Below are 21,319 nucleotides of genomic sequence, written 5' to 3' on the forward strand. Positions count from 1 at the left end.
CGTCCTACTCCTTGCCGGTCGTCATGAAACCGACATGGACCATGCCCGCTGCCTTCGCGTCGGTAAGGATCTTGCGGACGTACTTGTACTCCGTGTCCTTGTCCGCGCGAAGCTGGATTTCCGGCTGCGGCGTCTTGGACGCCGCCACCGCGAACTGTGCCTTCAACTCCGCCTCGGTCACTTCGGCGTCGTTGAGGTACATCGATCCATCCTGCTTCAGGGCCACATCCATGGGTTCAACGTAACCGGTATCGGGCGCCTTGGGATTGGCGTTCGGCAACGGCACGATGATCCGGTGCGACATCAGCGGCGCGGTGATCATGAAGATGATCAGCAGCACCAGCATCACGTCGACCAGCGGCGTGACGTTGATTTCCGACATCGGGCCGCCGGAATTGCCTCCGGTACTCATTGCCATGGGTCAAGCCTCACTTCTGGGTCGGCGCCACGCCTTCGACACGCGAACCGGTGGCGAAGAAGTCGTGCAGGTCGTGCGCAAACTCGTCGAACTGCGCGTAGGTCATGCGGTTCGAGCGGTTGAAGAAGTTGTACGCGAGCACGGCCGGGATCGCGGTGAACAGACCGAACGCGGTCATGATCAGCGCCTCACCCACCGGACCGGCCACCGCTTCCATCGAGGCGTTGCCCGACGCGGAGATCTTGATCAGCGCGTGGTAGATGCCCCACACGGTACCGAGCAGACCGATGAACGGTGCGGACGAACCGACGGTTGCGAGCAGCGTCATGCCACCTTCCAGGCGCAGGCTCTCGCGGGCGACGGCCTGGCGCAGGGCGCGGTCGATGAACTCCGAGCGGCTCAGCGACTCGGCCAAGCGACCACCACCGACGGCAGCCGCGGTGGCCTGCTGGTGATGGGCGACCGCCGAGGCGGCGTCCAGCGCGATCTTCGAGAAGGGTTCGCCCTTGGGCTGGGCTTCCAGCTCACGGATCGCTTCCTGCGTCGAGGCGGTGTTCCAGAAATTGGAGATCACCTTCTCGGCGCGCGAGCGGACCATCGCGTTGCGGATCGCGTTGGCGATGATGAAGTACCACGATGCGAAGGACATCACCACGAGCGTGATGAACACGATCCAGCCGAGCGGATCGAAGTTGTGGATCAGGTCCCCGAAGCCCATGTGCTTCATGGCTTCGGCGTTCGAGGTGCCGCCTTGGGTCGGTGCAGTTTGTAGGAACATCATGACGCTACCTTTAGAGATGTCAGGCGTGAACTGGTGGACTGTAACCTTCGGTTACAGCTGGTTGAGATTCCAGGCGACGGGAACGCGAACGTAGCCTTCGGTCTTCTGACCATTCTTGATGGCCGGATTGAAGCGCCATTTCCTGGCCGCTTCAATCGCCGCGCGATCCAGCTCGCGATAGCCACTGGAGGTCTCGACCTTGATGTCCTTGGGGCTACCGTCCGTGCCCACCAGGATCAACAGCGTAGTCGTGCCCTCGTGACGCTGGCGGATCGCCTGCGGCGGATAGCGGGGCTGAATGCGGTTGTTGTAGCTGATGTCCTGGCTGGCCGTGATATCCGAAGGCGGCGCCGGGGGAGCCGGCGGCGCCGGCGGCGGGGCCGGGATCGGATTGGTCGTCGCTTCTTCCACGGCCGGCGGCGGAGCCGGCGGCGGCGGGGTCGGCGGCGGCGTCACCTGCTGGATGATTTTCGGCGGCGGCTGCTTCGGCGGTTCCGGCGGCGGCGGCGGCGGCGGGGGCGGCGGCGGCGGCGGCTCGATGAAGTTCACCTGGACGATGCGCTCTTTCTTCGCCTGATCCTGCTTCGGAGGCGCCGGCGGCGCGATCAGCAGCAGGAATGCAAACGAATGCAGCGCGATGGCAACAGCCAACGCCCAGGTGCGCCTCCAACTGAACGGCGCGCGGCCGGTTTCTTCGTTACTCGAGGCCATCTGTCACTTTCTGGAGCTAGTCAATCGGGAAAGGCGGGGTCGCAGCACCGAACGGCAAATCTCGACCCAACAGGGTGACATCTGCCACTGGACATTGCGCGGGAAAAGGGTTCTCAACGGTACAACAGGCCATGGCGTTTGTATAGCACCCGTGAGGCCGCCAAATGGACGTCCATCCGGCCTCGCGGGTGCGCTCGCCCGAGCCCTTACTTGCCGGCTCCTGCCTGCTTCAGCCAGGCCTTTGCCTTGGCGGCGGTCTCCGGGTCCTGCGCCGCCTGCTTCATGGCGGTGATGGCGCCCGGCTTGTTCTTGAGCCCGCGCTCGGCCTCGGCCAGCATCATGTAGGCCGTGCCCTTGTGCTGCACGCCCTTGTCGATGGCCTGCTTGATCAGGGTCCTGGCGTCGCTGTATTTCTGCTGGCCCAGCAACAGCTGGCCGGCGCGCAGCGCAGCCTCGCCGTCATTGGCCATCGGGATCGCCTTCTTGTATGCGGCGATCGCCTTGGACTCGTCACCGGCGATATAGGCGGCATCGCCAAGCAACTTCTGGTTGTCGTAGCTGGAGGACACCACGCCCTTGGCCATGCCGTCTTCGAGCGCCGCCTCGGCCTTTTTCGCGCTCGGCTTGGGGTCGTCGCTGTTCTGGCCGGTGATCAAATAGAGCTTGGCCAGGTTCACGTACTGCTTTTCGTCCTTCAAGTTGCCGCTGGCGCGCACCTTCTCCATCAGGTCGATGGCTTCCGGATACTTCTGCGCCTGCATCAGCACGGCCACCGCATTGTTCATCGCGGTTGCGTCGTTCGGGTTTGCCGCCAGTTGCTGCTGGGCGAGCTGCGCGGCCTGGTCGGCCTGGCCCGACTCGGAGTAGGCCGCCATCAGGATCTGGTTCCACGAACTCTCCGGCTTGTCGGTCATCGACATCGCCTTCTTCATCGCGGTGACCGCCTCGGGATACTTCTCCAGGCGGTAGTAAGCGTTGCCTTCGAGCGCGTAGGACTCGGCGGTCTCACGCTTGCCCTCGGTGCGCCACTTCTCGACGGTGTCGATCGACTGCTGGTACTGCTCGTCGGCGAGGTAGAACTGGGCCAGTTCGTACTCGAGCTGGAAGAAGGTTTCGTTCGGCAACACGCCGATGTCCAGCGCCTGCTTGAGCGAGGTGATGGCGCCCTTGAGGTCGCCGTCGTTGTACTTGAGGTTGGCGATGCCCTGCAGCGCGAGCGACTTGGCGTACTTGCTGTCGGCGTCCTGGGCAAGCGGCTGCAGCAACTGCATCGCCTTGGCCTTGTCGCCGGCGTTGACCGCTTCGAGACCGTCGTTGAGCGTCTTCTGCTCTTTCTCGCTCTTGAGGTCGAGCTTGGGCTCCTCGCGGGTGGCATTCGGATAGAGCGCCTGCTTGGTGTCCTTTGAAGCCTGGTCGCCATGACGGTCACGAGCGATCGCCGGGCTGCTGATCAGCGCGAACGCGAGCGCGGTGCCGCTCAACAGCTTGAGGAAGGGAACATGCTTCATGGCAGTCCTCATGTAAGGGTTTTCGCACAAGCAGTGCGGGGGATCGTTGAGCGTACCGCGAGCAGGCAGGCGATAACAAGTCGCACTGCCGCATGGAAGCCCTAGGCAAATCAATAGCTTGCGGCTACCTTGCCATGCCGGATGAAAAATTTCCGGCAAATTCATGTCATGACGGGGAAAGGGTCGGCGCTACCGATCGAAGCGCGCCCGCGTCCCCCCGCGTGTTCCAACGCATTATCACGCTAATTGACGCGGCCGAAGAAAACGCCGCCGCGCGGAACGCGGCAGCGTCGGGGTCAGATGTCCAGGTTGGCGACCTTGAGCGCGTTCGCCTCGATGAAGTCGCGGCGCGGTTCGACCGCCTCCCCCATCAGCATCGAGAACATCTGGTCGGCGGCGATCGCATCCTCGACGCCTACCTGCAGCATACGCCGGGTTTCCGGATTGACGGTGGTCTCCCACAGCTGTTCCGGATTCATTTCGCCCAGACCCTTGAAGCGCTGGATGCTGCGGCCCTTTTTGGCCTCGTCCAGCAACCAGGCGCGGGCTTCGGCGAAGGAAAGGACGCCGCGCGAGGCATTGCCCCGCCGCGCCACCGCCTCGGGCTGGATCAGGCCGGCCAGCTGCTGGCTGACGGTCAGGATGGGACGGAACTCCGCGCTGGCGAAGAACGGTTGCGGCAACAGCCACGTGTGCGACAGGCCGTGCTGCTCGCGCACCACCTCGATCGCGGCCGGCTGCTGTTCGTGCGCCGGGCGCAGGGCCAGCCGGTAGCGCGGCTTGCCCAGGCCACTGGCTGCCAGGCGCCCGGACAGTACCTCCAGCCAGCCCTGCATCGCCAGCTCGTCCGTCCACAATGCCGGGCCGAGCGGCGGATGCTCGAGCATGGCCGACAGCACGTTCGCGTCGAAGCGATGACCCAGCCGCTGGATCTGGTCGAGCGCCGCCTGATAGTCGCGCAGCAGCTTTTCCAGCCGCTCGCCGTTGATGGCCGGCGCATGCGGATCGGCCACCAATTCGGCACCGTCCACGGCGCTGGAAATCAGGTAGGCGTTGAGCGCCGCATCGTCCTTCAGGTAAAGCTCCTGCTTGCCCTGCTTGAGCTTGTACAGCGGCGGCAGGCCGATGTAGACGTGGCCGCGCTCGATCAGCTCGGGCATCTGGCGGTAGAAAAAGGTCAGGAGCAGCGTGCGGATGTGCGAGCCGTCCACGTCCGCATCGGTCATGATGATGATGTGGTGGTAGCGCAACTTGTCCGGGTTGTACTCCTCCTTGCCGATGCCGGTGCCCAGCGCGGTGATCAGGGTGCCGACCTCGGCCGAGGACAGCATCTTGTCGAAACGCGCCTTCTCGACGTTGAGGATCTTGCCCTTCAGCGGCAGCACCGCCTGGGTCTTGCGGTTGCGGCCCTGCTTGGCCGAGCCGCCGGCCGAGTCACCCTCGACCAGGAACAGCTCGCACAGCGCCGGGTCCTTCTCCTGGCAATCGGCCAGCTTGCCGGGCAGGCCGGCGATGTCCAGCGCACCCTTGCGGCGCGTCATCTCGCGCGCCTTGCGGGCGGCCTCGCGGGCGCGCGCCGCGTCGACCACCTTCGAGGCGATCGACTTGGCTTCGTTCGGGTGCTCCAGCAGGAATTCGCCCAGCTTCTCGTTGACCGCCTGCTCGACCGCCGTCTTGACCTCGGAGGAAACCAGCTTGTCCTTGGTCTGCGAGGAGAACTTCGGGTCGGGCACCTTTACCGACAACACCGCGATCAGGCCCTCGCGCATGTCGTCGCCTGACAGCGTGACCTTGGCGTTCTTGGCCAGCCCTTCTTTCTCGATGTAGTTCTGCAGCGAGCGGGTCAGCGCCGCGCGGAAGCCGGTCAGGTGGGTGCCACCATCGCGCTGCGGGATGTTGTTGGTGAAGCAGAACATCGTCTCCTGGTAGGAGTCGGTCCACTGCATCGCCAGCTCGATCGTAATCCCGTCCTGCTCGGCGGACAGGCTGATCACGTTCGGATGCAGCGCGGTCTTCAACTGCGCCAGATGCTGCACGAAGGAGCGGATGCCGCCCTCGTAGGCGTAGGTATCGTGGCGACCTTCGCCTCGCTCGTCCTTCAAGTCGATGGTGACGCCCGAGTTCAGGAACGCCAGCTCGCGCAGGCGCTTGGCCAGCACGTCGTAATGGAACTCGATGTTGGAGAACGTCTCCGTGCTGGGCAGGAAGCGCACGATGGTGCCGCGGCGGGTGGAGTCGCCCACTTCCTTCAACGGGTACAGCGGTTCGCCCAGCGAGTATTCCTGCTGATATTCCTTGCCATCGCGGTGGATGGTCAGCCACAGGTGCGAGGACAACGCGTTGACCACCGAGACGCCCACGCCATGCAAGCCGCCGGACACCTTGTACGAGTTGGCGTCGAACTTGCCGCCGGCATGCAGCACGGTCATCACCACTTCGGCGGTGGAGCGACCCTCCTCCGGGTGGATGTCCACCGGGATGCCTCGGCCGTTGTCGCTGACGCTGACCGAGCCGTCATCGAGGATGGTGACGATAACGTGGTCGCAGTAACCGGCGAGGGCTTCGTCGATCGCGTTATCGACCACCTCGAACACCATATGGTGCAGGCCGGTACCGTCATCCGTATCGCCGATGTACATGCCCGGGCGCTTGCGCACCGCTTCCAGGCCTTTAAGAACCTTGATGTTGCTCGAATCGTAGGATGCGTTCATGCCCTGCCCGTTGCTGCGCTGCCCGGCCATCCGACGAGCGTCGGCGCGGGAAAAGCCATCCAACAATTATAGCAGAGGGCGGATTTGACCCTGTTCCACGTGGAACATGCGGTGCGAACAGGACTGGAGGGAGACGGGGCATTCGGTCCCCGTGACTAGGACTTGGGCGCCAACGGCAGCCAGGCGCTCGACGACCGCAGCCTGGTGTGCCAGATCGAGTTCCGAGGCAAGGTCGTCCAGACAGACGACCGGCCATTCGCCGCGGCATTCGGCATGAAGCTCGGCCTGGGCCAACAGGCAGGTGAGTGCCGTCAGCTTTTCCTGACCTCGTGAGAGGTGCTCACGCAGTGGCGCCTGTTCGAACGCGAGCGACCAGTCAGCGCGATGGACACCTGCGGTCGTATGACCTCGCGCAAGATCCCTTCCCCGCTGCTCGGCCAGCACGTCGGCGAGCCCCACGTCCTCGGCCCAGCCTCTGCGGTACCGCAGGTCGACGGGTCCGAGTTCGGGCAGCAGGGAGGCTGCACTGGTTCTAAGTATCGGCAACAAGCGCCCGAGGTACGTTTGGCGATAGCCATCGATGGCGGACGCCATTTCGCCCAATTCGCGCTCCCACGGTACGTAGAGTTCGTCCGGGCCGGAGGCTCCCGCGCGCAGCAGGGCGTTGCGTTGTTTCAGGGCGCGCTGATATCGACGCCATGTGCCGAGGAAGCCATGTTCCACGTGGAACACGCCCCAATCGAGGAAGCGCCTGCGCTCCTCGGCCGCGCCAGCAATCAACGCGTGGGAGCCGGGCTCGAAGCACACCACCGCGCACGCCTGCACAAGCAACCCCAGCGGCACGCTTTCCCCATCCAGCCGGGCCTCCCACCGTGCGCCTTCCCGCCCCAGCCCCAGGCGTCGCCGGATGTCACCGCACCCTAGCGCTTCCGCGAAAACGGCGAGCGACGAGGAACCGCGCTGCGTCAGCGCCTCGCGGGCGCCGCTACGGAACGAGCGACCATGTGACAAAAGATAGGCCGCCTCGAGCACGCTGGTTTTCCCGGCACCGTTGGCTCCGACGAAGAGGTGGATGCCCTCGCCCAACTCCAGCGAGACGTCGGTCAGGCAGCGCAGGCCCTGGATGCGCAGACGCTCAAACTTCACATCGCACCCCACAACGAACAACGCCGGAGCGTCTCGCGACGGCTCCGGCGTTGCAGGGCGACCTCGCGTCGTCCGACCGTCATGCGGTCAGAGCCGCAAAGGCATGATCACGTGGCGCGAAAGGTCGTTGTCGTCCTCCTGCACCAGACAGCTGGACTGGGCGTCACGCAAATTCAGGCGAGCACGCTCGCCCTTCAGCGCAGCCAGCGCATCGAGCAGGTAGCCCACGTTGAAGCCCACGGCGAGATCCGAAACCACCGTATCGGCTTCGACTTCCTCGACCGCTTCCTCCTGCTCCGGGTTATGCGCCACGATCCGCAGCTTGCCAGGGGAAAGCTCGAGCTTCACGCCGCGGTATTTCTCGTTCGACAAGATGGCCGCACGCTGCAGCGCACCGCGCAGCACCTCCCGATCCAGCGTCGCGCGCTTGTCGGCTCCCAGCGGGATCACCGCCTCGTAATCCGGGAACCGCCCATCGATCAGCTTGGACGTGAACACCACATCGCCGCGGCGCACGCGCAGATGATTGCGACCAAACTCCAGCTCCACCTGCCCGTCGCCGGTTTCGAACAAACCGACCAGCTCGTTCACGCCCTTGCGCGGGATGATGATCTGACGCCGCGCTGCGACCTTGCTCTCGAGCTTGGTCTCCTTGAGCGCCAGGCGATGGCCATCGGTGGCCACGCATCGAAGCGTGTGCTCCTGCAGGTCCAACAGCATGCCGTTCAAGTAATAGCGAACGTCCTGGTTGGCCATTGCGAAGGCCGTGCGCTCCATCAGGTCGCGCAGCACCTCTTCGGGCAGGCTGACGCGTTCGACCAGCTCGATCTCGTCGATGGTCGGAAACTCGCTGGCCGGCAGCGTGGCCAGGGTGAAACGGCTGCGCCCGGCGGTCATGGCGACGCGGTCGCCGTTGAGCTTGAGGTCGATCCGCACGCCATCGGGCAATGCGCGCACGATGTCGAACAGCTTGCGGGCGGGGATGGTGACCTCGCCATCGCCCAGCTGTTCCGCCGCCGTGGTAGCGACCATCTCTACTTCGAGGTCCGTGCCCGTCAGCGATACGCGACCATCGCCGACTTTCACGAGCAGGTTGGCCAGAACCGGCAAGGTCTGCCGCCGTTCGACCACGCCCACCACCTGCTGCAGCGGCTTGAGCAACGCTTCTCGTTGGATGCTGAATTGCATGAGTGGGCTTCCCCTAACTGCTGTTCTGTTTTTTTAAAAGAAGTACGGTAGTAGTTGTTGGCGCGGTGGATATCTTTTATTTACCGTCTTTCCCTTATGATTCAAGGGATTGCACGTTTTTTTGCCTGTGCCCAACCGTGCTGGCCGGTTGTGGGTCGATTGTGGATAAATTCAGGCGCCGAGTCATCCACCTATTATCCACAGCTTGACCCATGGGTTATCAAGCGCTTAGCCGGTCAGCACGCGGATGAGCTGCTCCCAGTCCTGCCGCATGCGTGCGTCGGTCTCGCACAGCTTCCTTATGGTGCGGCAGGCGTGCAGGACGGTGGTGTGGTCGCGCCCGCCGAACGCCTCGCCGATCTCCGGCAGGCTGTGCTCGGTGAGCTCCTTGGACAGCGCCATCGCGATCTGCCGCGGCCGCGCCAGCGAACGCACGCGTCGCTTGGACAACAGGTCCTGCAGGCGCACGTTGAAATACTCGGCGGTGATCTTCTGGATGTTGGGTACCGTCACCGCCTGGGCGTGGGTGGCGAGCAGGTCGCGCAGGGTTTCCTCGGCAAAATCGGTGGTGATGGGCTTGCCGTAGAAGTTTGCGCGCGCGGCGAGCGTATTGAGTGCGCCTTCCAGGTCGCGCACGTTGGAGCGGATGCGCTTGGCCAGCAGCATCGCCACGTTCTCGCTCACCGCCACGCCCTTGTCCTGTGCCTTGGACAGCAGGATCGCCGCGCGCGTCTCGAAGTCCGGCGGCTCGATCGCCACCGACAGACCCCAGCCCAAGCGCGACTTCAGTCGAGGCTCGAGCTTGTCCACTTCCTTCGGGTAACGGTCGCAGGTCAGGATGATCTGCTGCTTGGATTCGAACAACGCGTTGAAGGTATGGAAAAACTCCTCCTGCGTGGTGTCCTTGCCGGCGAAGAACTGGATGTCATCGATCAGCAAGGCGTCGACCGAACGGAAGCGCTGTTTGAACTGGTCCATGTTCTTGGTGCGCAGCGCCTCGATCATGGCGCCGACGAACTGCTCCGAGCGCAGGTACAGCACCTTGCAGCTGGCGTTGCGCTCGCGCATCAGGTTGCCTGCCGCATGCATCAGGTGGGTCTTGCCCAGACCGGTGCCGCCGTAGAGCAGCAGCGGGTTGTAGGCGCGGCCTGGGTTCATCGCCACCTGCATGGCGGCGGCCTTGCCCAGCTGGTTCGACTTGCCCTCGACGAAGGTCTCGAAGGTGTAGTGAGGATCCAGGTTGTGCGGAAAAACCGGCGCGGGCGCAGCCGCTTCCACGGCGGCGGCCTTGGGTGCGGCGGCGGGCCGCGCGGGGCGCGGCGAGCTGGAGCCAACCTCGATGCGCACCGGGCAATCGCGCCCGGCCAACTGCCCCAGCACCGTCTCGATCCGCGCAAGGAAGCGCTCGCGCACCGTTTCCAGCGTGTACGGGTTGGGCGCGAACAGCTGCACGCCGGCGTCATCCTCGCGAGCCTGCAGCGGCATGAGCCAGGTATGCAGCTCCTCGGCGCTCAGCTCGCTTTCCAGACGCTCAAGGCAGCGCCGCCACAAATCACTCATTGGGATAATTCTTGACCGACGAAGGGGCGCCCGGAAGCGCAGGGTGGACCGGCGAGTCTAGCAGCCAACCCCCAGCATATCCCCAGCGATGTCCACAGGCCGCATCAGGGCGGTTTGACAGCGCCTCCACACAGGCTCCATAATTTCCAACCTTTTTGTCGACTTATCTTCTGGAGCTAAAGCCATGAAGCGGACCTTCCAGCCGAGCAAGCTCAAGCGCGCCCGCACCCACGGCTTCCGTGCCCGCATGGCGACCGCCGACGGCCGCAAGATCCTCAACGCCCGTCGTGCCAAGGGTCGCAAGCGCCTGATCCCGTAAGCGGCGTCACCGTCATGCCTGCCGCCGGCCTGCCGCGCGACGCGCGGGTTCGCCGTGCCGGCGACTTCGCCGCCTTGCGTCAAGCCAGCGGCCGCCTCGGCGGCCGCTGTTTTTCTGTGCGCTGGCGTCCGAACGGGCTCGACCACGCCCGACTCGGCCTGGCCATATCCAAGCGTGTGTCCAAGCGCGCGGTCGAGCGCAACCGGATCAAACGCCTGGTGCGCGAATCGTTCCGCCGCGCTCGTCTCGAACTGCCGCCGATCGACCTGGTCGTGATGGCACGCGAAGCGGCTGCCGCCGTGCCCGGCGCCGAACTGCTGGTCGAACTCGACGCCCTGTGGCGCCGGCTGCCGCCGTTGAAGCCCATCGAAGGCACCGGCACAATCGCGTGTTGACCTCCTTTTTCTCCTGTCCCTCCGCGGCTCAAGCTCGCGGTGCCACCGGAATTGCCCCGCGATGAACCAGACGCGTACGTTTCTCCTGTTTGCCCTGATGGCCGTGGCCTATCTCTTGTGGATGGCCTGGGAGAAGGACTACGCACCGGCCCCGGCGCCGACCGCCCCAGTGGCCGCGGCGAGCACGAACGTGCCGGCGGACAACACCGTGCCTGGCGCCGGCGCCGCCACCCCGGCGATCGCCAGCGGCGCCCCGACCAGCGTCGCCGCCGGCCAGCTGATCACCATCAGCAATGACGTGCTGCGCCTGACCATCGATACCCGCGGCGGCAGCGTGGTACGTGCCGACCTGCTCGCCTACCCGGCCGAGCCGGTCACCCGCAAGCATCCCGAGCAGCCCCCGGTGCGCCTGCTGGCCGACACGCCGGACAAGTACTTCGTCGCCCAGAGCGGCCTGGTCAGCGCCACCGGTCCGGCGCCGGACCACCGTGCGCTGTTCCAGTCGGCGCAAGCGCACTCCGAACTGGCCAACGGCATGCCGCAGGTCAAGGTCGACCTGACCTGGCAACAGGATGGCATCAAGGTCACCAAGACCTACACGCTCAAGCGTGGCCAGTACGTGGTCGAACTCGACCAGCGCATCGACAACACCGGCAGCACGCCCTGGCAGGGCAGCGCCTACGAGCAGCTGCAGCGTGCGCCGCGCCAGGAGCACACCAGCTGGCTGCAGAACATGACCGATCCCTCGGCCGCCAGCTTCTTCGGCGCTGGCTGGTACAGCCCCGAGGATCACTTCCAGTCGCTGAAGTTCGAGAAGTTCCAGGAAGACGCGCTGCAGCAGTCCTTCGCCGGCGGCTGGGCCGCGATGCTTCAGCACTATTTCTTCGCTGCGTGGATTCCGCCCGCGCAACAGAAGGCCACCTACAGCACCGACGTGGTCAATGCTGGCGGCGACCATCCGACTTACCTGATCCGCGCCGTCAGCCCCGCGCTGACCGTGGCGCCGGGCCAGAACCAGACCACCGGCGCGCGCCTGTACATCGGTCCGAAGCTGGTCGGCACGCTCGATTCGGTGGCCCCGGGCCTGGCGCTGGCCACCAACTACGGCGTGTTCACCGTGATCGCCCAACCGATGCACGCGCTGCTGTCGTGGCTGGAGAAGGTCAGCGGCAACTGGGGCGTGGCGATCATCCTGCTGGTGCTGATCATCAAGGGCCTGACCTGGAAGCTCACCGCCGCGCAGTACCGCTCCAGCGCCAAGATGCGCAAGTTGCAGCCGCGCGTAAGCGCGCTGAAGGAGCGCTACGGCGACGACAAGCAGAAGATGCAGATGGCGATGATGGAGCTGTACAAGAAGGAGAAGGTCAATCCGATGACCGGCTGCCTTCCGGTGCTGATCACCATTCCGATCTTCTATGGTCTGTACGAAGTGCTGCGCGAGAGCGTGGAGCTGCGCCAGGCGCCGTTCGTCGGCTGGATCCACGACCTGTCCGCGCCCGATCCGTTCTTCGTGCTGCCGGCGGTCTACACGCTGGTGATGCTGGGCCAGCAGTACCTGATGCCGGCCACGGGCATGGACCCGACGCAGGCGAAGATGATGAAGTTCATGCCGCTGATCTTCGCGGTGCTGTTCGCCTTCTTCCCCGCCGGCCTGTGCCTGTACTACGTGGTCAACGGCATGGTCAGCCTGGGCCAGCAGTGGTACATCACGCACAAGGTGGAGAACGCCGAGGTCAAGGCGCAGGCCTGAGTCAGGGTCTGGGTGCACGGTGGGCTTCGGCCCGCCTTGCTCTCGCACCTTCCCGCGGCTTGCGGTGACCTCAAGCCACCCTACGGTTCCCGCCATGACCGACACCGACACCATCGCCGCGATCGCCAGCGCCCCCGGCGCGGCTGGCATCGGCGTGGTGCGCGTGTCGGGCCCGCGCGTGCCGGCCATCGCGCAGGCGCTGCTTGGCCGTGCTCCCGACCCGCGCCACGCGCACCTGGCCGCGTTCCACGAGGGTGACGGCACACTGATCGACCGGGGCCTGCTGCTGCACTTCCCGGCGCCGCATTCCTACACCGGCGAGCACGTGCTCGAACTGCAGGGCCACGGCAGCGTCGTGCTGCTGGACCTGCTGTTGAAACGCGTGTGCGCGCTTGGCGCGCGGCTGGCGCGACCGGGCGAGTTCACCGAGCGGGCGTTTCTCAACGGCAAGCTGGATCTCGCCCAGGCCGAGGCGGTGGCCGACCTCATTGCTGCGCGATCCGAAGCCGGCGCGCGTGCCGCCTTGCATTCGCTGGATGGCGCGTTCTCGCGACGCGTGCACGCGTCGCTCGATGCGCTGGTCGCGTTGCGCGTGCATGTGGAGGCCGCGATCGATTTTCCGGAAGAGGAGATCGATTTCCTTGCCGACCCGGCCATCACATCCCAGCTCGAAGCGCTGCGCGCACAGCTGGCTGAACTGCTGGTCGAGACCCGACGAGGCGTGCGCCTGGCCGACGGTCTCAACGTCGCGATCGTCGGCCGGCCCAACGCGGGCAAGTCCAGCTTGCTCAATGCGCTGGCGCAGAGCGAGCGCGCCATTGTCACGCCTATTGCCGGCACCACCCGGGACGTGCTGCGCGAGACCGTGAGCCTGGATGGCGCTGTGCTGGAACTGGCCGACACGGCCGGCCTGCGCCACACCGAGGACGAGGTCGAACGCGAAGGCGTACGCCGCGCCCGCGCGGAACTGGTCCGTGCCGACCTCGTGCTGCTGGTCACCGACACGGCGCATGCCAGCGCCGACCTTGGCCTGCTCGACGAATTGCCGGCGGCCGTCGCGCGCCTGGTCGTCGTCAACAAGATCGACCTCGATGCGCTGCCGCCGCGCGCGGAAACGCGCGCCGGCCTGTTGCATCTATGGATCTCGGCGCGGACCGGCGAAGGCCTCGACCTGCTGCGCGCGGAACTGAAGACCCGCGCCGGCCTGGGCGGCGGCGAAGGCGCCTTCAGCGCCCGCCGTCGCCACGTGGCGGCGCTCGAAAGCGTCCAGGGCCATCTCGACCACGCCGCGGCGGCACTGGCCGCCAATCGCGCCGGCGAACTCGCCGCCGAGGACCTGCGCCATGCCCAGCACGCGCTGGGCGAGATCACCGGCAGCTACACCAGCGACGATCTCCTCGGCGCGATCTTCGGCAGCTTCTGCATCGGCAAGTAGCGCGGCACCAGTGGTGAACATCGCCGGCAGCCCGGACCGCCGCGCTGCGCCGGGCGCACGGTTCGCTATCGACCGAGGAAGGCGTCCAGCTCCTGCCCGCGCGGCATGCCCTGCTGCGCGCCCAGCCGAGTTACTGCCAAAGCTGCGGCGGCACAGGCCTTGCGCACGGCCTGCGGCAGGCCTTCGTGCAGGAAGACCGCCAACGCGGCGTTGAAGGTGTCGCCGGCCCCGGTGCTGTCGACCACCTCGACCTCGAAACTGGATTGATGGGCCGGCTCGCCCTGCTCGCGGTACCACGCGCCTTCGCTGCCGCGGGTAAGCACTACCGGGCATGGCGCACGGCTCATCAACGCGTGAAAATCTTCCGCCGGATCGGCACCGAGCAACACCGCAAGCTCGTGCTGGTTGGGCGTGACGTAACGCGCCATGGCAAGCCACCCGCTCGGCAGCGGTCGGGCCGGCGCCGGGTTGAGGATCACGGGCACGCCCAGCCGATGCCCCAGGCGCAGGGTCGCTTCGATGGCATCCAGCGGGATCTCCATCTGCACCAGCACGACGTCCGCGTGTGCGACGACTTCGCGCGCGGCCTCGACGTGCGCCGGCGTGACACCGGCATTGGCCGCCGGCACCACCACGATCTGGTTCTCGCCGCCGGCGACCGTGATCGAAGCGGTGCCGCTGGCCTCATCGGCCAGCCGGTGCACGTGCGCAAGGTCCACGCCTTCCTGGCGCAGGCCGGCGTGCAGCTGATCGCCGAAGGCGTCGCGGCCCAGCGCGCCGACCAGCGCCACCGCGGCCCCGAGCCGCGCCGCCGCCACCGCCTGGTTGGCGCCCTTGCCTCCGGGCACGGTCACGAAGCCCGTGCCGAGCAGCGTCTCGCCCGGTTGCGGGAACCGCGGTGCCTGGGTCACCAGGTCCATGTTGATGCTGCCGACGACGACGATGCGGCGGGTCATGCGGTTTCCTTCCGGGACAATGTCCGAAGCATAGCGGCCGATGCGCGCCTGATAGCGCCGGCATCGTCTCGGGGTGCCAGGCTGGGACCGGCGTCGTAGCTGGTCAGGTCGACACCCGTTGACGGCCGCTCCTGCGCCGGCATGCGAGCATGCCTCCATGACCTCGCCAGATCACTCGCAGCCATCGCTCACGGACTCACGCACCTCGCTGCATCGGGTCGTCCGACTGGTCGCCCTGTTCAATCTCGCCTACTTCGGCGTCGAGTTCGCGGTCGCGCTTGCGATCGGTTCGGTCTCGCTGTTCGCCGACAGCATCGACTTCCTCGAGGACGCGTCGGTCAATCTGCTGATCTTCCTGGCGCTGGGCTGGTCGCCCATGGCCCGGGCGCGCGTGGGCATGGCGCTGGCGGCGATCCTGCTGGTGCCGGCGCTGGCGTTGCTGTGGGCGCTGTGGCGCAAGCTGCAGTTGCCGGTGCCGCCCGCGCCGCTGCCGCTGTCGGTCACGGGGCTGGGTGCATTGGTCGTGAACCTGTCCTGCGCGTTGCTGCTGGCGCGCTTTCGCCACCACGCCGGCAGCCTTACCCGGGCGGCGTTCCTGTCGGCACGCAACGACGCGTTCGCCAATGTGGCGATCGTGCTGGCCGGCGGTGTGACGGCGTGGACCGGCTCGGTGTGGCCGGATGTCGTCGTCGGGCTTGGGATCGCCGCGATGAACGCGGACGCCGCGCGCGAAGTGTGGGAAGCGGCACGCGGTGAGCACCGCCAGGCGCAGGCGTAGCTCGCGACGGGTGGACTCAGCTCACCGGCGGTGTTGCGGGAAAGGCAGGTAGGCCGGAGCCTACCTACGCCAGCGGATCAGTGCGCGTGGCCGATGCCCGAGTCGCCCTGCTCCAGCGGCGGCGGCGTGCCGGCCACGGCGAGCAGCGATTGCGCGTAACCGTCTTCCATGCTGATCGTGGACACCTCGTCCCAGGCGAAGAACGAGGCCTCGCGCAACCACTCGGCGTCGGGGCTGATCTCCTGCAGGGTGAAGCCGTCCTCTTCCACGCCGACCAGCCGGCCGATGTAGCAAACCTCGGCCTCGTCCTCGCTGTCCACGTGTACGCCGATCACCGGCGCCACGCGACCGGCGGCCTGGACCACCTCGCGGATCGAGTCCAGCGGGAAGCCGCGCGGCGTGCGCGGCAGCAGCTGCTTGAGCCTGAGCGCCTTCTCCATGAAGTCGTGGTGCTTGTCCGGCGCCTCCAGCTCGGAGATGTCGCGATGGCGCATCACGTACATGCCGTCGTAGGTGATGCCGTCGCCGACCACCCACAGCAGCAGGAACTCGCGGCCGACGCCGCCCACGTAGCCGCAGAAGCTGCCGTGCTCCAGTTCGGCACGCCACAGCCGGACCAGGTGCTGGTTCTGCTGCGCCTCGCGCAGTTGCGCGCGCTGGCCGGTGGTTTTGAGTTCAATGACCTTGCCCATGACAGGAATTTTACCAGACGGGTCTCTGCAGCTTGTTTAGAGGATGTAACGGCTCAGGTCCTGGTCCTTCACGAGAGATCCTAGGTTCTTGTCCACCTGTTCGGCGTCGATCAGGTACTTTTCGCCGGACTTGTCCGCGGCCTCGAACGAAATTTTCTCCAGCAGGCGTTCCATGACGGTGTGCAGGCGGCGGGCGCCGATGTTCTCGGTACGCTCGTTCACCTGGCAGGCGACCTCGGCCAGGCGGTCGATCCCCGACTCGGTGAACTCGATCGCCACGCCTTCGGTCCTCAGCAGCGCCACGTACTGCTTGGTGAGTGCGTTATGCGGCTCGCGAAGGATGCGCTTGAAGTCGTCGATCGACAGCGCCGAAAGCTCGACGCGGATCGGCAGACGCCCCTGCAGCTCCGGAATCAGGTCCGACGGCTTGGACAGCGAGAACGCGCCCGAGGCGATGAACAGCATGTGGTCGGTCTTGATCGGCCCGTATTTGGTCGACACGGTCGAGCCCTCCACCAGCGGCAAGAGGTCGCGCTGCACGCCCTCGCGCGAGACGCCTGCGCCGCCCCACTCGGAGCGCTGCGCAACCTTGTCGATCTCGTCGATGAAGACGATGCCGTTCTGCTCGGCGGCCTCGACCGCCTCCGCGCGGATCTCTTCCTCGTTGACCAGCTTGCCGGCCTCTTCCTCCACCAGCAGCGGGCGGGCCGCCCTGATCGGCAGCTTGCGCGACTGCGTGCGTGCGCCGCCGAGGTTCTGGAACATCTGGCGCAGCTGCTGGCCCATCTCCTCCATGCCCGGCGGGGACATGATTTCCACGCCCACGTTCATGGCGAAGTCCAGCTCGATCTCGCGGTCGTCCAGCGCGCCCTCGCGCAGCTGCTTGCGCAGCTTCTGCCGGGTGTCGCTGTCGGCGGAAGACACGGTGAGGTCGTGCGACCAGTCGGCGGCGGTCTGTCGGCGCGGCAGCAGCGCATCGAGGATGCGGTCCTCGGCGCGGTCCTCGGCGTGCGAGCGCACGCGCTTGGTCGCCTGCTCGCGGGTGAGCTTGTAGGCCACGTCGGCCAGGTCGCGGATGATCGACTCGACGTCCTTGCCGACGTAGCCCACCTCGGTGAATTTGGTCGCCTCGACCTTCACGAACGGCGCGTTGGCCAGCGTGGCCAGGCGGCGCGCGATCTCGGTCTTGCCCACGCCGGTGGGGCCGATCATCAGGATGTTCTTGGGCGTGACCTCGTTGCGCATCTCAGGGTCCAGCTGCATGCGGCGCCAGCGGTTGCGCAGCGCGATGGCGACGGCGCGCTTGGCGTCGTTCTGGCCGATGATGAAACGGTCGAGTTCGTTGACGATTTCGCGGGGAGTGAGTTCAGACATGGGGCGGGCCGGATGCAGAGCGGGGGATGGGGAAGGGAAAACGTCGGGCGTGAGGTGAACGGGCAGGCTCACGTCCCCTGTTCCGCGCCGCCGGTCGCCGCCTCCAGCTCCTCGATGGTCGTGCTGTGGTTGGTGTAGATGCAGATGTCGCCGGCGATCTTCAGCGCCTTCTCCACGATCTGGCGCGCGTCCATGTCGGTGTTCTCCAGCAGCGACAGCGCTGCCGCCTGGGCGTAGGGGCCGCCGGAGCCGATCGCGATCAGGCCGTTTTCAGGCTCCAGCACGTCGCCGTTGCCGGAGATCAGCAGCGAGGCATCCTTGTCGGCCACCGCGAGCATCGCCTCGAGCTTGCCGAAGCGGCGGTCGGTGCGCCATTCCTTGGCCATCTCCACCGCCGCGCGGGTGAGGTTGTTGCCGTGCTTGTCCAGCTTCTGCTCGAACAGCTCGAACAGCGTGAAGGCGTCGGCGGTGGCGCCGGCGAAACCCGCCAGCACGTCGCCCTTGCCGAGGCGACGGATCTTGCGGGCGTTCGACTTCATCACCGTGTTGCCCAGGGTGACCTGGCCGTCGCCGCCCAGCACGACGCGCCCGCCGCGGCGGACCGAGAGGATGGTGGTGGCGTGGAACGATTCCATGCTGGGCTCCGCGAATGCTTGAGCGTGCATACATGGGGTCGCTGGAATCGCCTTCAACATGGCTCCGCTGTCGCCGAACGGGTCCGGTGCCCTCCGCCTGCGCACGGCGAAGGCCGCAGGATCGAAACGTTTCGCGAGCCTCGCCCGGCACCTGTCCTTCGGCAATTCCAGGGCGGTGTCCGGGAAGAAGGAGCAGGTCGCTTCAACCCTTGCGCCGCGCCCGCGGATGGGCCGCGTCGTAGACCTTGGCCAGGTGCTGGAAATCCAGATGCGTGTAGATCTGGGTGGTGGCGATGTCGGCGTGGCCGAGCAGTTCCTGCACGGCGCGCAGGTCGCCGGAGGATTCGAGCATGTGGCTGGCGAAGGTATGCCTGAGCAGGTGCGGATGCACGTGCTTGGCGAAACCCTGGGCCAATGCCAGCGTCTTGAGCCGTGACTGCACCGTGCGCGGGCTGATCGACGCGCCCGCGCGGCCGCGGAACACCGGCGCGCCCGGTGGCATGCCCTCGGCGAGACCCAGCGCGCGCAGCGCGGCCGCGGCATGGCTGCCGACCGGCACGATGCGGGTCTTGGCGCCCTTGCCGAGCACGCGCACTTCGCCTTCCTCCAGGCTGAGGTCGCCCCAACGCAGGCCACACAGTTCCGACAGGCGCAGGCCGGAGGAATAGAACAGCTCCAGCATGGCGCGGTCGCGCAGCGCCAGCGCGCCTTCGCCGGGGTTCTCCACCAGCGCGCCGGCTTCGTCCACGTCCAGCACCTGCGGCAGCTTGCGATGCACTTTCGGACCACGCACGCCGGCGGCCGGGTCATGCGCCAGCAGGCCCTCGCGGGTCAGCTGGCGAAACAGGCTGCGACAGGAGGAGAGCAGGCGCTGCAGGCTCTTCGGCGACAGGCCGGCGCGGTGCTGGGTGGCCACGAACGCACGCATGCGGTGCGCGCCCAGGTCGGCAAAGCCGCCGATGCCTTGCGCGTCCATCCATCCCAGCAGCTTGTCCAGGTCGCGCCGATAGGCCGCGACCGTGTGCGCGGAAGCCTGGCGCTCGCCGGCGAGCCGGCCCAGCCAGGCCTCGACCTGCGCGCGTGGCGTGGTGCTCAGGCCAGCTCCTGCGAACGCGCCAGCGCGGCACTGACCGTGGCGGCGAGCATCTTCAGGAACAGCGTGCCCATGCCCGGCTGGAAATGGTTCGGATCGGCGCTGCCCAGGGCCAGTAGCCCCAACTCGCCCAGCGGCATCACCGCGGCCGACTGCACCTCGGGCGCGTGGTCGCCGAACAAGCGATACAGCCGCTCGGCCGAGAGTCGGCCGACCAGCGGTTCGTGGTTGCCCTGGAAGCCGGCGAACTCGGTCAGCGCGGCGCGGCCGCCCGGCTCGACCACCAGCCATTCGGCCTGCGGCAAGCCATAGGACTGCCCGAACAGCAGCAGCCGCACCTGCTCGATGCGGAAGTCGCTGGCCAGCCCGCTGATCACGCTGCGTGCCGCCAGCGAGGGCGTGGCCGCGCGCAGCATGGTCACGTTGAGCTCGTGCACGCGTTGCATCAGCCGCTCGTTTTCCGCGGCGATCGTGATCAGTTCGGCCAGGCGGCGCTCGAGCTCGGCGTTCTTCTCGCGCAACTGCTGCAGCTGGTACATCGCTAGCGACGCGACCGGACCCTCGCTGCGCGGCAGCGTCAGCTGCGCGGCAAGGTCCGGGTAATCGGCCAGGAAGTGCGGATGGCGCTTGAGGTACGCGGCGACCGCAGTGGCACCGGGGATCTCGTCGAGCAGGGTGTCGGGCATGGAACGACCTAAGGGAACGTCAGGCAGCGGATCGGCCTGGCCCGAGTGTGCGACGCGCGCGCCTGCGCATCAATCGTCAATGCAGGTTTGGCCGGACGTCTGCGCGCAGGGCGGGCTTCAGCCCGCCGTTGCTGCACCTTGGGGAGGGCTGAAGCCCATCCTACGCAACGCCGGGCGACCACTCGCCCTCGAAGGCGAATGCCGCGGGCCCGGTCATCCACAGCGTGTGGCCGGGACCGGCCCAGTCGATCTGCAGGCGTCCGCCGGGCAGGTCGACCTGGACGCTTTCGTCCACGTGCCCACGCCGCCGCAGCACCGCCATGGCGGCGCACGCACCGGTGCCGCAGGCCTGCGTCCAGCCGCTGCCGCGCTCGTGCACGCGCAGGCGCAGGTGGCCGCGACCCACGATCTGCACGAAGCCGGCGTTGGCGCCCGCGGGAAAGCGCGGGTGGCCGGTGAGCTGCGGACCCAGCCGCGCGAGCGCGGGATCGGCCAGGTCCTCGACGGGGACCACCACGTGCGGATTGCCCATCGATACGGCACCAGCCTGCACGGAGTCCTCGCCCAGCGAGAGCGGATAGAACTCGGCCGACCCTTCCGCCGCTAACGGGATGCGCGAGGGCTCGAACACCGGTTCGCCCATGTCCACCGTCACGCGGTGCGCATCCAGCACGCGCACGCCAACCGGACCGGAGGGGCTCTCGATGCGCACGGGCGTGTCCAGCGCCAGCGCACCGGCGCGATGCAGCCACGCCGCCACGCAGCGCACGCCGTTGCCGCACTGGCCCGAGGGGCTGCCATCGGCGTTCCAGATGCCGTAGTAGAACGCGCAGGACGGATCGCGGGCGGCTTCCACGCTGAGCAACTGGTCGCAGCCGATGCCGGTATGGCGATCGGCCAGCGCGCGGATCTGCGCCGGTGCGAGCGCGAGCGGGACATCGCGCGCATCGACCACGACGAAGTCGTTGCCGATGCCGTGCATCTTGGAAAAGCGCATCACGGTCCGTCGGGCAGCGGCGCGCTCGTGGCCGGGGCCGGCACCGAGGCGTTCGGCGCCACCGTGCTGCCGGATTGTCCCGGCGGCAGCACCAGCGGGCCCTTGTTGCCGCAACCGGCGAGCAGGCCCCCGGCGAACAACAGGGCGGTGCAGAGGATGAATCGGCGCATCGGGCTTCCTCAACGG

Annotated in this window: 21 protein-coding genes; 5 read left to right on the forward strand and 16 right to left on the reverse strand. The window is 66.9% G+C overall.

Going from position 1 to position 21,319, the window contains the following annotated elements; genetic code table 11:
- Positions 1-4: 4 nt before the first annotated feature.
- From LQ772_RS16805 to dnaA, 8 genes are all read right to left on the reverse strand, one after another.
- Positions 5-418 carry an ExbD/TolR family protein gene (locus tag LQ772_RS16805; RefSeq protein ID WP_231322580.1) on the reverse strand — a complete coding sequence of 138 codons (414 nt, stop codon included), beginning with the start codon at positions 416-418 and terminating at the stop codon, positions 5-7.
- Between the two features lie 10 nt (positions 419-428).
- Positions 429-1,196 (reverse strand): MotA/TolQ/ExbB proton channel family protein, encoded by a 768-nt coding sequence (locus LQ772_RS16810; RefSeq protein ID WP_231326085.1) that lies wholly within the window; start codon positions 1,194-1,196, stop codon positions 429-431.
- A 54-nt stretch (positions 1,197-1,250) separates the two neighbouring features.
- Positions 1,251-1,910: an energy transducer TonB gene (locus LQ772_RS16815; protein WP_231322583.1), complete on the reverse strand. Its 660-nt coding sequence runs from the start codon at positions 1,908-1,910 to the stop codon at positions 1,251-1,253.
- Between the two features lie 206 nt (positions 1,911-2,116).
- Complete coding sequence (locus LQ772_RS16820) at positions 2,117-3,418, reverse strand: tetratricopeptide repeat protein (protein ID WP_231322585.1); 1,302 nt, start codon at positions 3,416-3,418, stop codon at positions 2,117-2,119.
- A 296-nt stretch (positions 3,419-3,714) separates the two neighbouring features.
- Complete coding sequence (gene gyrB, locus LQ772_RS16825) at positions 3,715-6,129, reverse strand: DNA topoisomerase (ATP-hydrolyzing) subunit B (protein ID WP_231322588.1); 2,415 nt, start codon at positions 6,127-6,129, stop codon at positions 3,715-3,717.
- A 66-nt stretch (positions 6,130-6,195) separates the two neighbouring features.
- A complete protein-coding gene (recF, locus tag LQ772_RS16830; protein ID WP_231322589.1) occupies positions 6,196-7,275 on the reverse strand; it encodes a DNA replication/repair protein RecF in 1,080 nt (359 codons plus the stop codon).
- An 87-nt stretch (positions 7,276-7,362) separates the two neighbouring features.
- Entirely contained in the window at positions 7,363-8,463 is a 1,101-nt protein-coding gene (dnaN, locus tag LQ772_RS16835) for a DNA polymerase III subunit beta (RefSeq protein ID WP_231322591.1), read from the reverse strand.
- Positions 8,464-8,691: 228 nt separating this feature from the next.
- A complete protein-coding gene (gene dnaA / locus LQ772_RS16840; RefSeq protein WP_231322593.1) occupies positions 8,692-10,023 on the reverse strand; it encodes a chromosomal replication initiator protein DnaA in 1,332 nt (443 codons plus the stop codon).
- Between the two features lie 184 nt (positions 10,024-10,207).
- Here dnaA and rpmH point away from each other — a divergent pair, with 184 nt between their 5' ends.
- The 4 genes from rpmH (at position 10,208) to mnmE (ending at position 13,922) form a co-directional block, all read left to right on the forward strand.
- Complete coding sequence (gene rpmH / locus LQ772_RS16845) at positions 10,208-10,342, forward strand: 50S ribosomal protein L34 (protein ID WP_008211413.1); 135 nt, start codon at positions 10,208-10,210, stop codon at positions 10,340-10,342.
- Positions 10,343-10,356: 14 nt separating this feature from the next.
- Positions 10,357-10,737 (forward strand): ribonuclease P protein component, encoded by a 381-nt coding sequence (gene rnpA, locus LQ772_RS16850; protein WP_231322595.1) that lies wholly within the window; start codon positions 10,357-10,359, stop codon positions 10,735-10,737.
- Positions 10,738-10,798: 61 nt separating this feature from the next.
- Positions 10,799-12,487, forward strand: a complete 1,689-nt coding sequence (yidC, locus tag LQ772_RS16855; RefSeq protein ID WP_231322597.1) for a membrane protein insertase YidC — start codon at positions 10,799-10,801, stop codon at positions 12,485-12,487.
- A gap of 94 nt (positions 12,488-12,581) precedes the next feature.
- Positions 12,582-13,922, forward strand: a complete 1,341-nt coding sequence (gene mnmE / locus LQ772_RS16860) for a tRNA uridine-5-carboxymethylaminomethyl(34) synthesis GTPase MnmE (protein ID WP_231322598.1) — start codon at positions 12,582-12,584, stop codon at positions 13,920-13,922.
- Between the two features lie 65 nt (positions 13,923-13,987).
- Here the strand turns inward: mnmE and rbsK are convergent, their stop codons facing one another.
- Entirely contained in the window at positions 13,988-14,878 is an 891-nt protein-coding gene (gene rbsK, locus LQ772_RS16865) for a ribokinase (RefSeq protein ID WP_231322600.1), read from the reverse strand.
- Between the two features lie 157 nt (positions 14,879-15,035).
- Between rbsK and LQ772_RS16870 the strand changes: the two genes are divergently transcribed.
- On the forward strand, positions 15,036-15,656 hold the full coding sequence (locus LQ772_RS16870; protein ID WP_231322603.1) for a cation efflux transmembrane domain-containing protein: 621 nt from the start codon (positions 15,036-15,038) through the stop codon (positions 15,654-15,656).
- Between the two features lie 77 nt (positions 15,657-15,733).
- Here the strand turns inward: LQ772_RS16870 and LQ772_RS16875 are convergent, their stop codons facing one another.
- The 7 genes from LQ772_RS16875 to lptM all read right to left on the reverse strand — a co-directional run bounded on the left by LQ772_RS16875 (position 15,734) and on the right by lptM (position 21,303).
- Positions 15,734-16,348, reverse strand: a complete 615-nt coding sequence (locus LQ772_RS16875) for a hypothetical protein (protein ID WP_231322606.1) — start codon at positions 16,346-16,348, stop codon at positions 15,734-15,736.
- A 36-nt stretch (positions 16,349-16,384) separates the two neighbouring features.
- A complete protein-coding gene (hslU, locus tag LQ772_RS16880; protein WP_231322609.1) occupies positions 16,385-17,722 on the reverse strand; it encodes an ATP-dependent protease ATPase subunit HslU in 1,338 nt (445 codons plus the stop codon).
- 68 nt (positions 17,723-17,790) lie between these two features.
- Positions 17,791-18,357 carry an ATP-dependent protease subunit HslV gene (gene hslV / locus LQ772_RS16885; RefSeq protein ID WP_231322612.1) on the reverse strand — a complete coding sequence of 189 codons (567 nt, stop codon included), beginning with the start codon at positions 18,355-18,357 and terminating at the stop codon, positions 17,791-17,793.
- Between the two features lie 202 nt (positions 18,358-18,559).
- Complete coding sequence (xerC, locus tag LQ772_RS16890) at positions 18,560-19,453, reverse strand: tyrosine recombinase XerC (protein ID WP_231326087.1); 894 nt, start codon at positions 19,451-19,453, stop codon at positions 18,560-18,562.
- Positions 19,450-20,136 (reverse strand): DUF484 family protein, encoded by a 687-nt coding sequence (locus LQ772_RS16895; protein ID WP_231322614.1) that lies wholly within the window; start codon positions 20,134-20,136, stop codon positions 19,450-19,452. Before LQ772_RS16895 ends, xerC begins: the two co-directional genes overlap by 4 nt.
- A 160-nt stretch (positions 20,137-20,296) precedes the next feature.
- A complete protein-coding gene (gene dapF, locus LQ772_RS16900; protein ID WP_231322617.1) occupies positions 20,297-21,133 on the reverse strand; it encodes a diaminopimelate epimerase in 837 nt (278 codons plus the stop codon).
- Complete coding sequence (gene lptM, locus LQ772_RS16905; RefSeq protein WP_231322619.1) at positions 21,133-21,303, reverse strand: LPS translocon maturation chaperone LptM; 171 nt, start codon at positions 21,301-21,303, stop codon at positions 21,133-21,135. The genes dapF and lptM overlap by 1 nt, the downstream gene beginning before the upstream one ends.
- Between the last annotated feature and the right edge of the window lie 16 nt (positions 21,304-21,319).

It is taken from the genome of Frateuria edaphi (genome assembly GCF_021117405.1).
GTDB classification, from domain to species: domain Bacteria; phylum Pseudomonadota; class Gammaproteobacteria; order Xanthomonadales; family Rhodanobacteraceae; genus Frateuria_A; species Frateuria_A edaphi.

Excerpts from the sequence above, each read along its gene's own strand:
- LQ772_RS16805 (WP_231322580.1), bottom strand. The coding sequence starts at position 418 with ATGGCAATGAGTACCGGAGGCAATTCCGGCGGCCCGATGTCGGAAATC.
- LQ772_RS16810 (WP_231326085.1), bottom strand. The coding sequence starts at position 1,196 with ATGTTCCTACAAACTGCACCGACCCAAGGCGGCACCTCGAACGCCGAA.
- LQ772_RS16815 (WP_231322583.1), bottom strand. The coding sequence starts at position 1,910 with ATGGCCTCGAGTAACGAAGAAACCGGCCGCGCGCCGTTCAGTTGGAGG.
- LQ772_RS16820 (WP_231322585.1), bottom strand. The coding sequence starts at position 3,418 with ATGAAGCATGTTCCCTTCCTCAAGCTGTTGAGCGGCACCGCGCTCGCG.
- gyrB (WP_231322588.1), bottom strand. The coding sequence starts at position 6,129 with ATGAACGCATCCTACGATTCGAGCAACATCAAGGTTCTTAAAGGCCTG.
- dnaN (WP_231322591.1), bottom strand. The coding sequence starts at position 8,463 with ATGCAATTCAGCATCCAACGAGAAGCGTTGCTCAAGCCGCTGCAGCAG.
- dnaA (WP_231322593.1), bottom strand. The coding sequence starts at position 10,023 with ATGAGTGATTTGTGGCGGCGCTGCCTTGAGCGTCTGGAAAGCGAGCTG.
- rpmH (WP_008211413.1), top strand. The coding sequence starts at position 10,208 with ATGAAGCGGACCTTCCAGCCGAGCAAGCTCAAGCGCGCCCGCACCCAC.
- rnpA (WP_231322595.1), top strand. The coding sequence starts at position 10,357 with ATGCCTGCCGCCGGCCTGCCGCGCGACGCGCGGGTTCGCCGTGCCGGC.
- yidC (WP_231322597.1), top strand. The coding sequence starts at position 10,799 with ATGAACCAGACGCGTACGTTTCTCCTGTTTGCCCTGATGGCCGTGGCC.
- mnmE (WP_231322598.1), top strand. The coding sequence starts at position 12,582 with ATGACCGACACCGACACCATCGCCGCGATCGCCAGCGCCCCCGGCGCG.
- rbsK (WP_231322600.1), bottom strand. The coding sequence starts at position 14,878 with ATGACCCGCCGCATCGTCGTCGTCGGCAGCATCAACATGGACCTGGTG.
- LQ772_RS16870 (WP_231322603.1), top strand. The coding sequence starts at position 15,036 with ATGACCTCGCCAGATCACTCGCAGCCATCGCTCACGGACTCACGCACC.
- LQ772_RS16875 (WP_231322606.1), bottom strand. The coding sequence starts at position 16,348 with ATGGGCAAGGTCATTGAACTCAAAACCACCGGCCAGCGCGCGCAACTG.
- hslU (WP_231322609.1), bottom strand. The coding sequence starts at position 17,722 with ATGTCTGAACTCACTCCCCGCGAAATCGTCAACGAACTCGACCGTTTC.
- hslV (WP_231322612.1), bottom strand. The coding sequence starts at position 18,357 with ATGGAATCGTTCCACGCCACCACCATCCTCTCGGTCCGCCGCGGCGGG.
- LQ772_RS16895 (WP_231322614.1), bottom strand. The coding sequence starts at position 20,136 with ATGCCCGACACCCTGCTCGACGAGATCCCCGGTGCCACTGCGGTCGCC.
- dapF (WP_231322617.1), bottom strand. The coding sequence starts at position 21,133 with ATGCGCTTTTCCAAGATGCACGGCATCGGCAACGACTTCGTCGTGGTC.
- lptM (WP_231322619.1), bottom strand. The coding sequence starts at position 21,303 with ATGCGCCGATTCATCCTCTGCACCGCCCTGTTGTTCGCCGGGGGCCTG.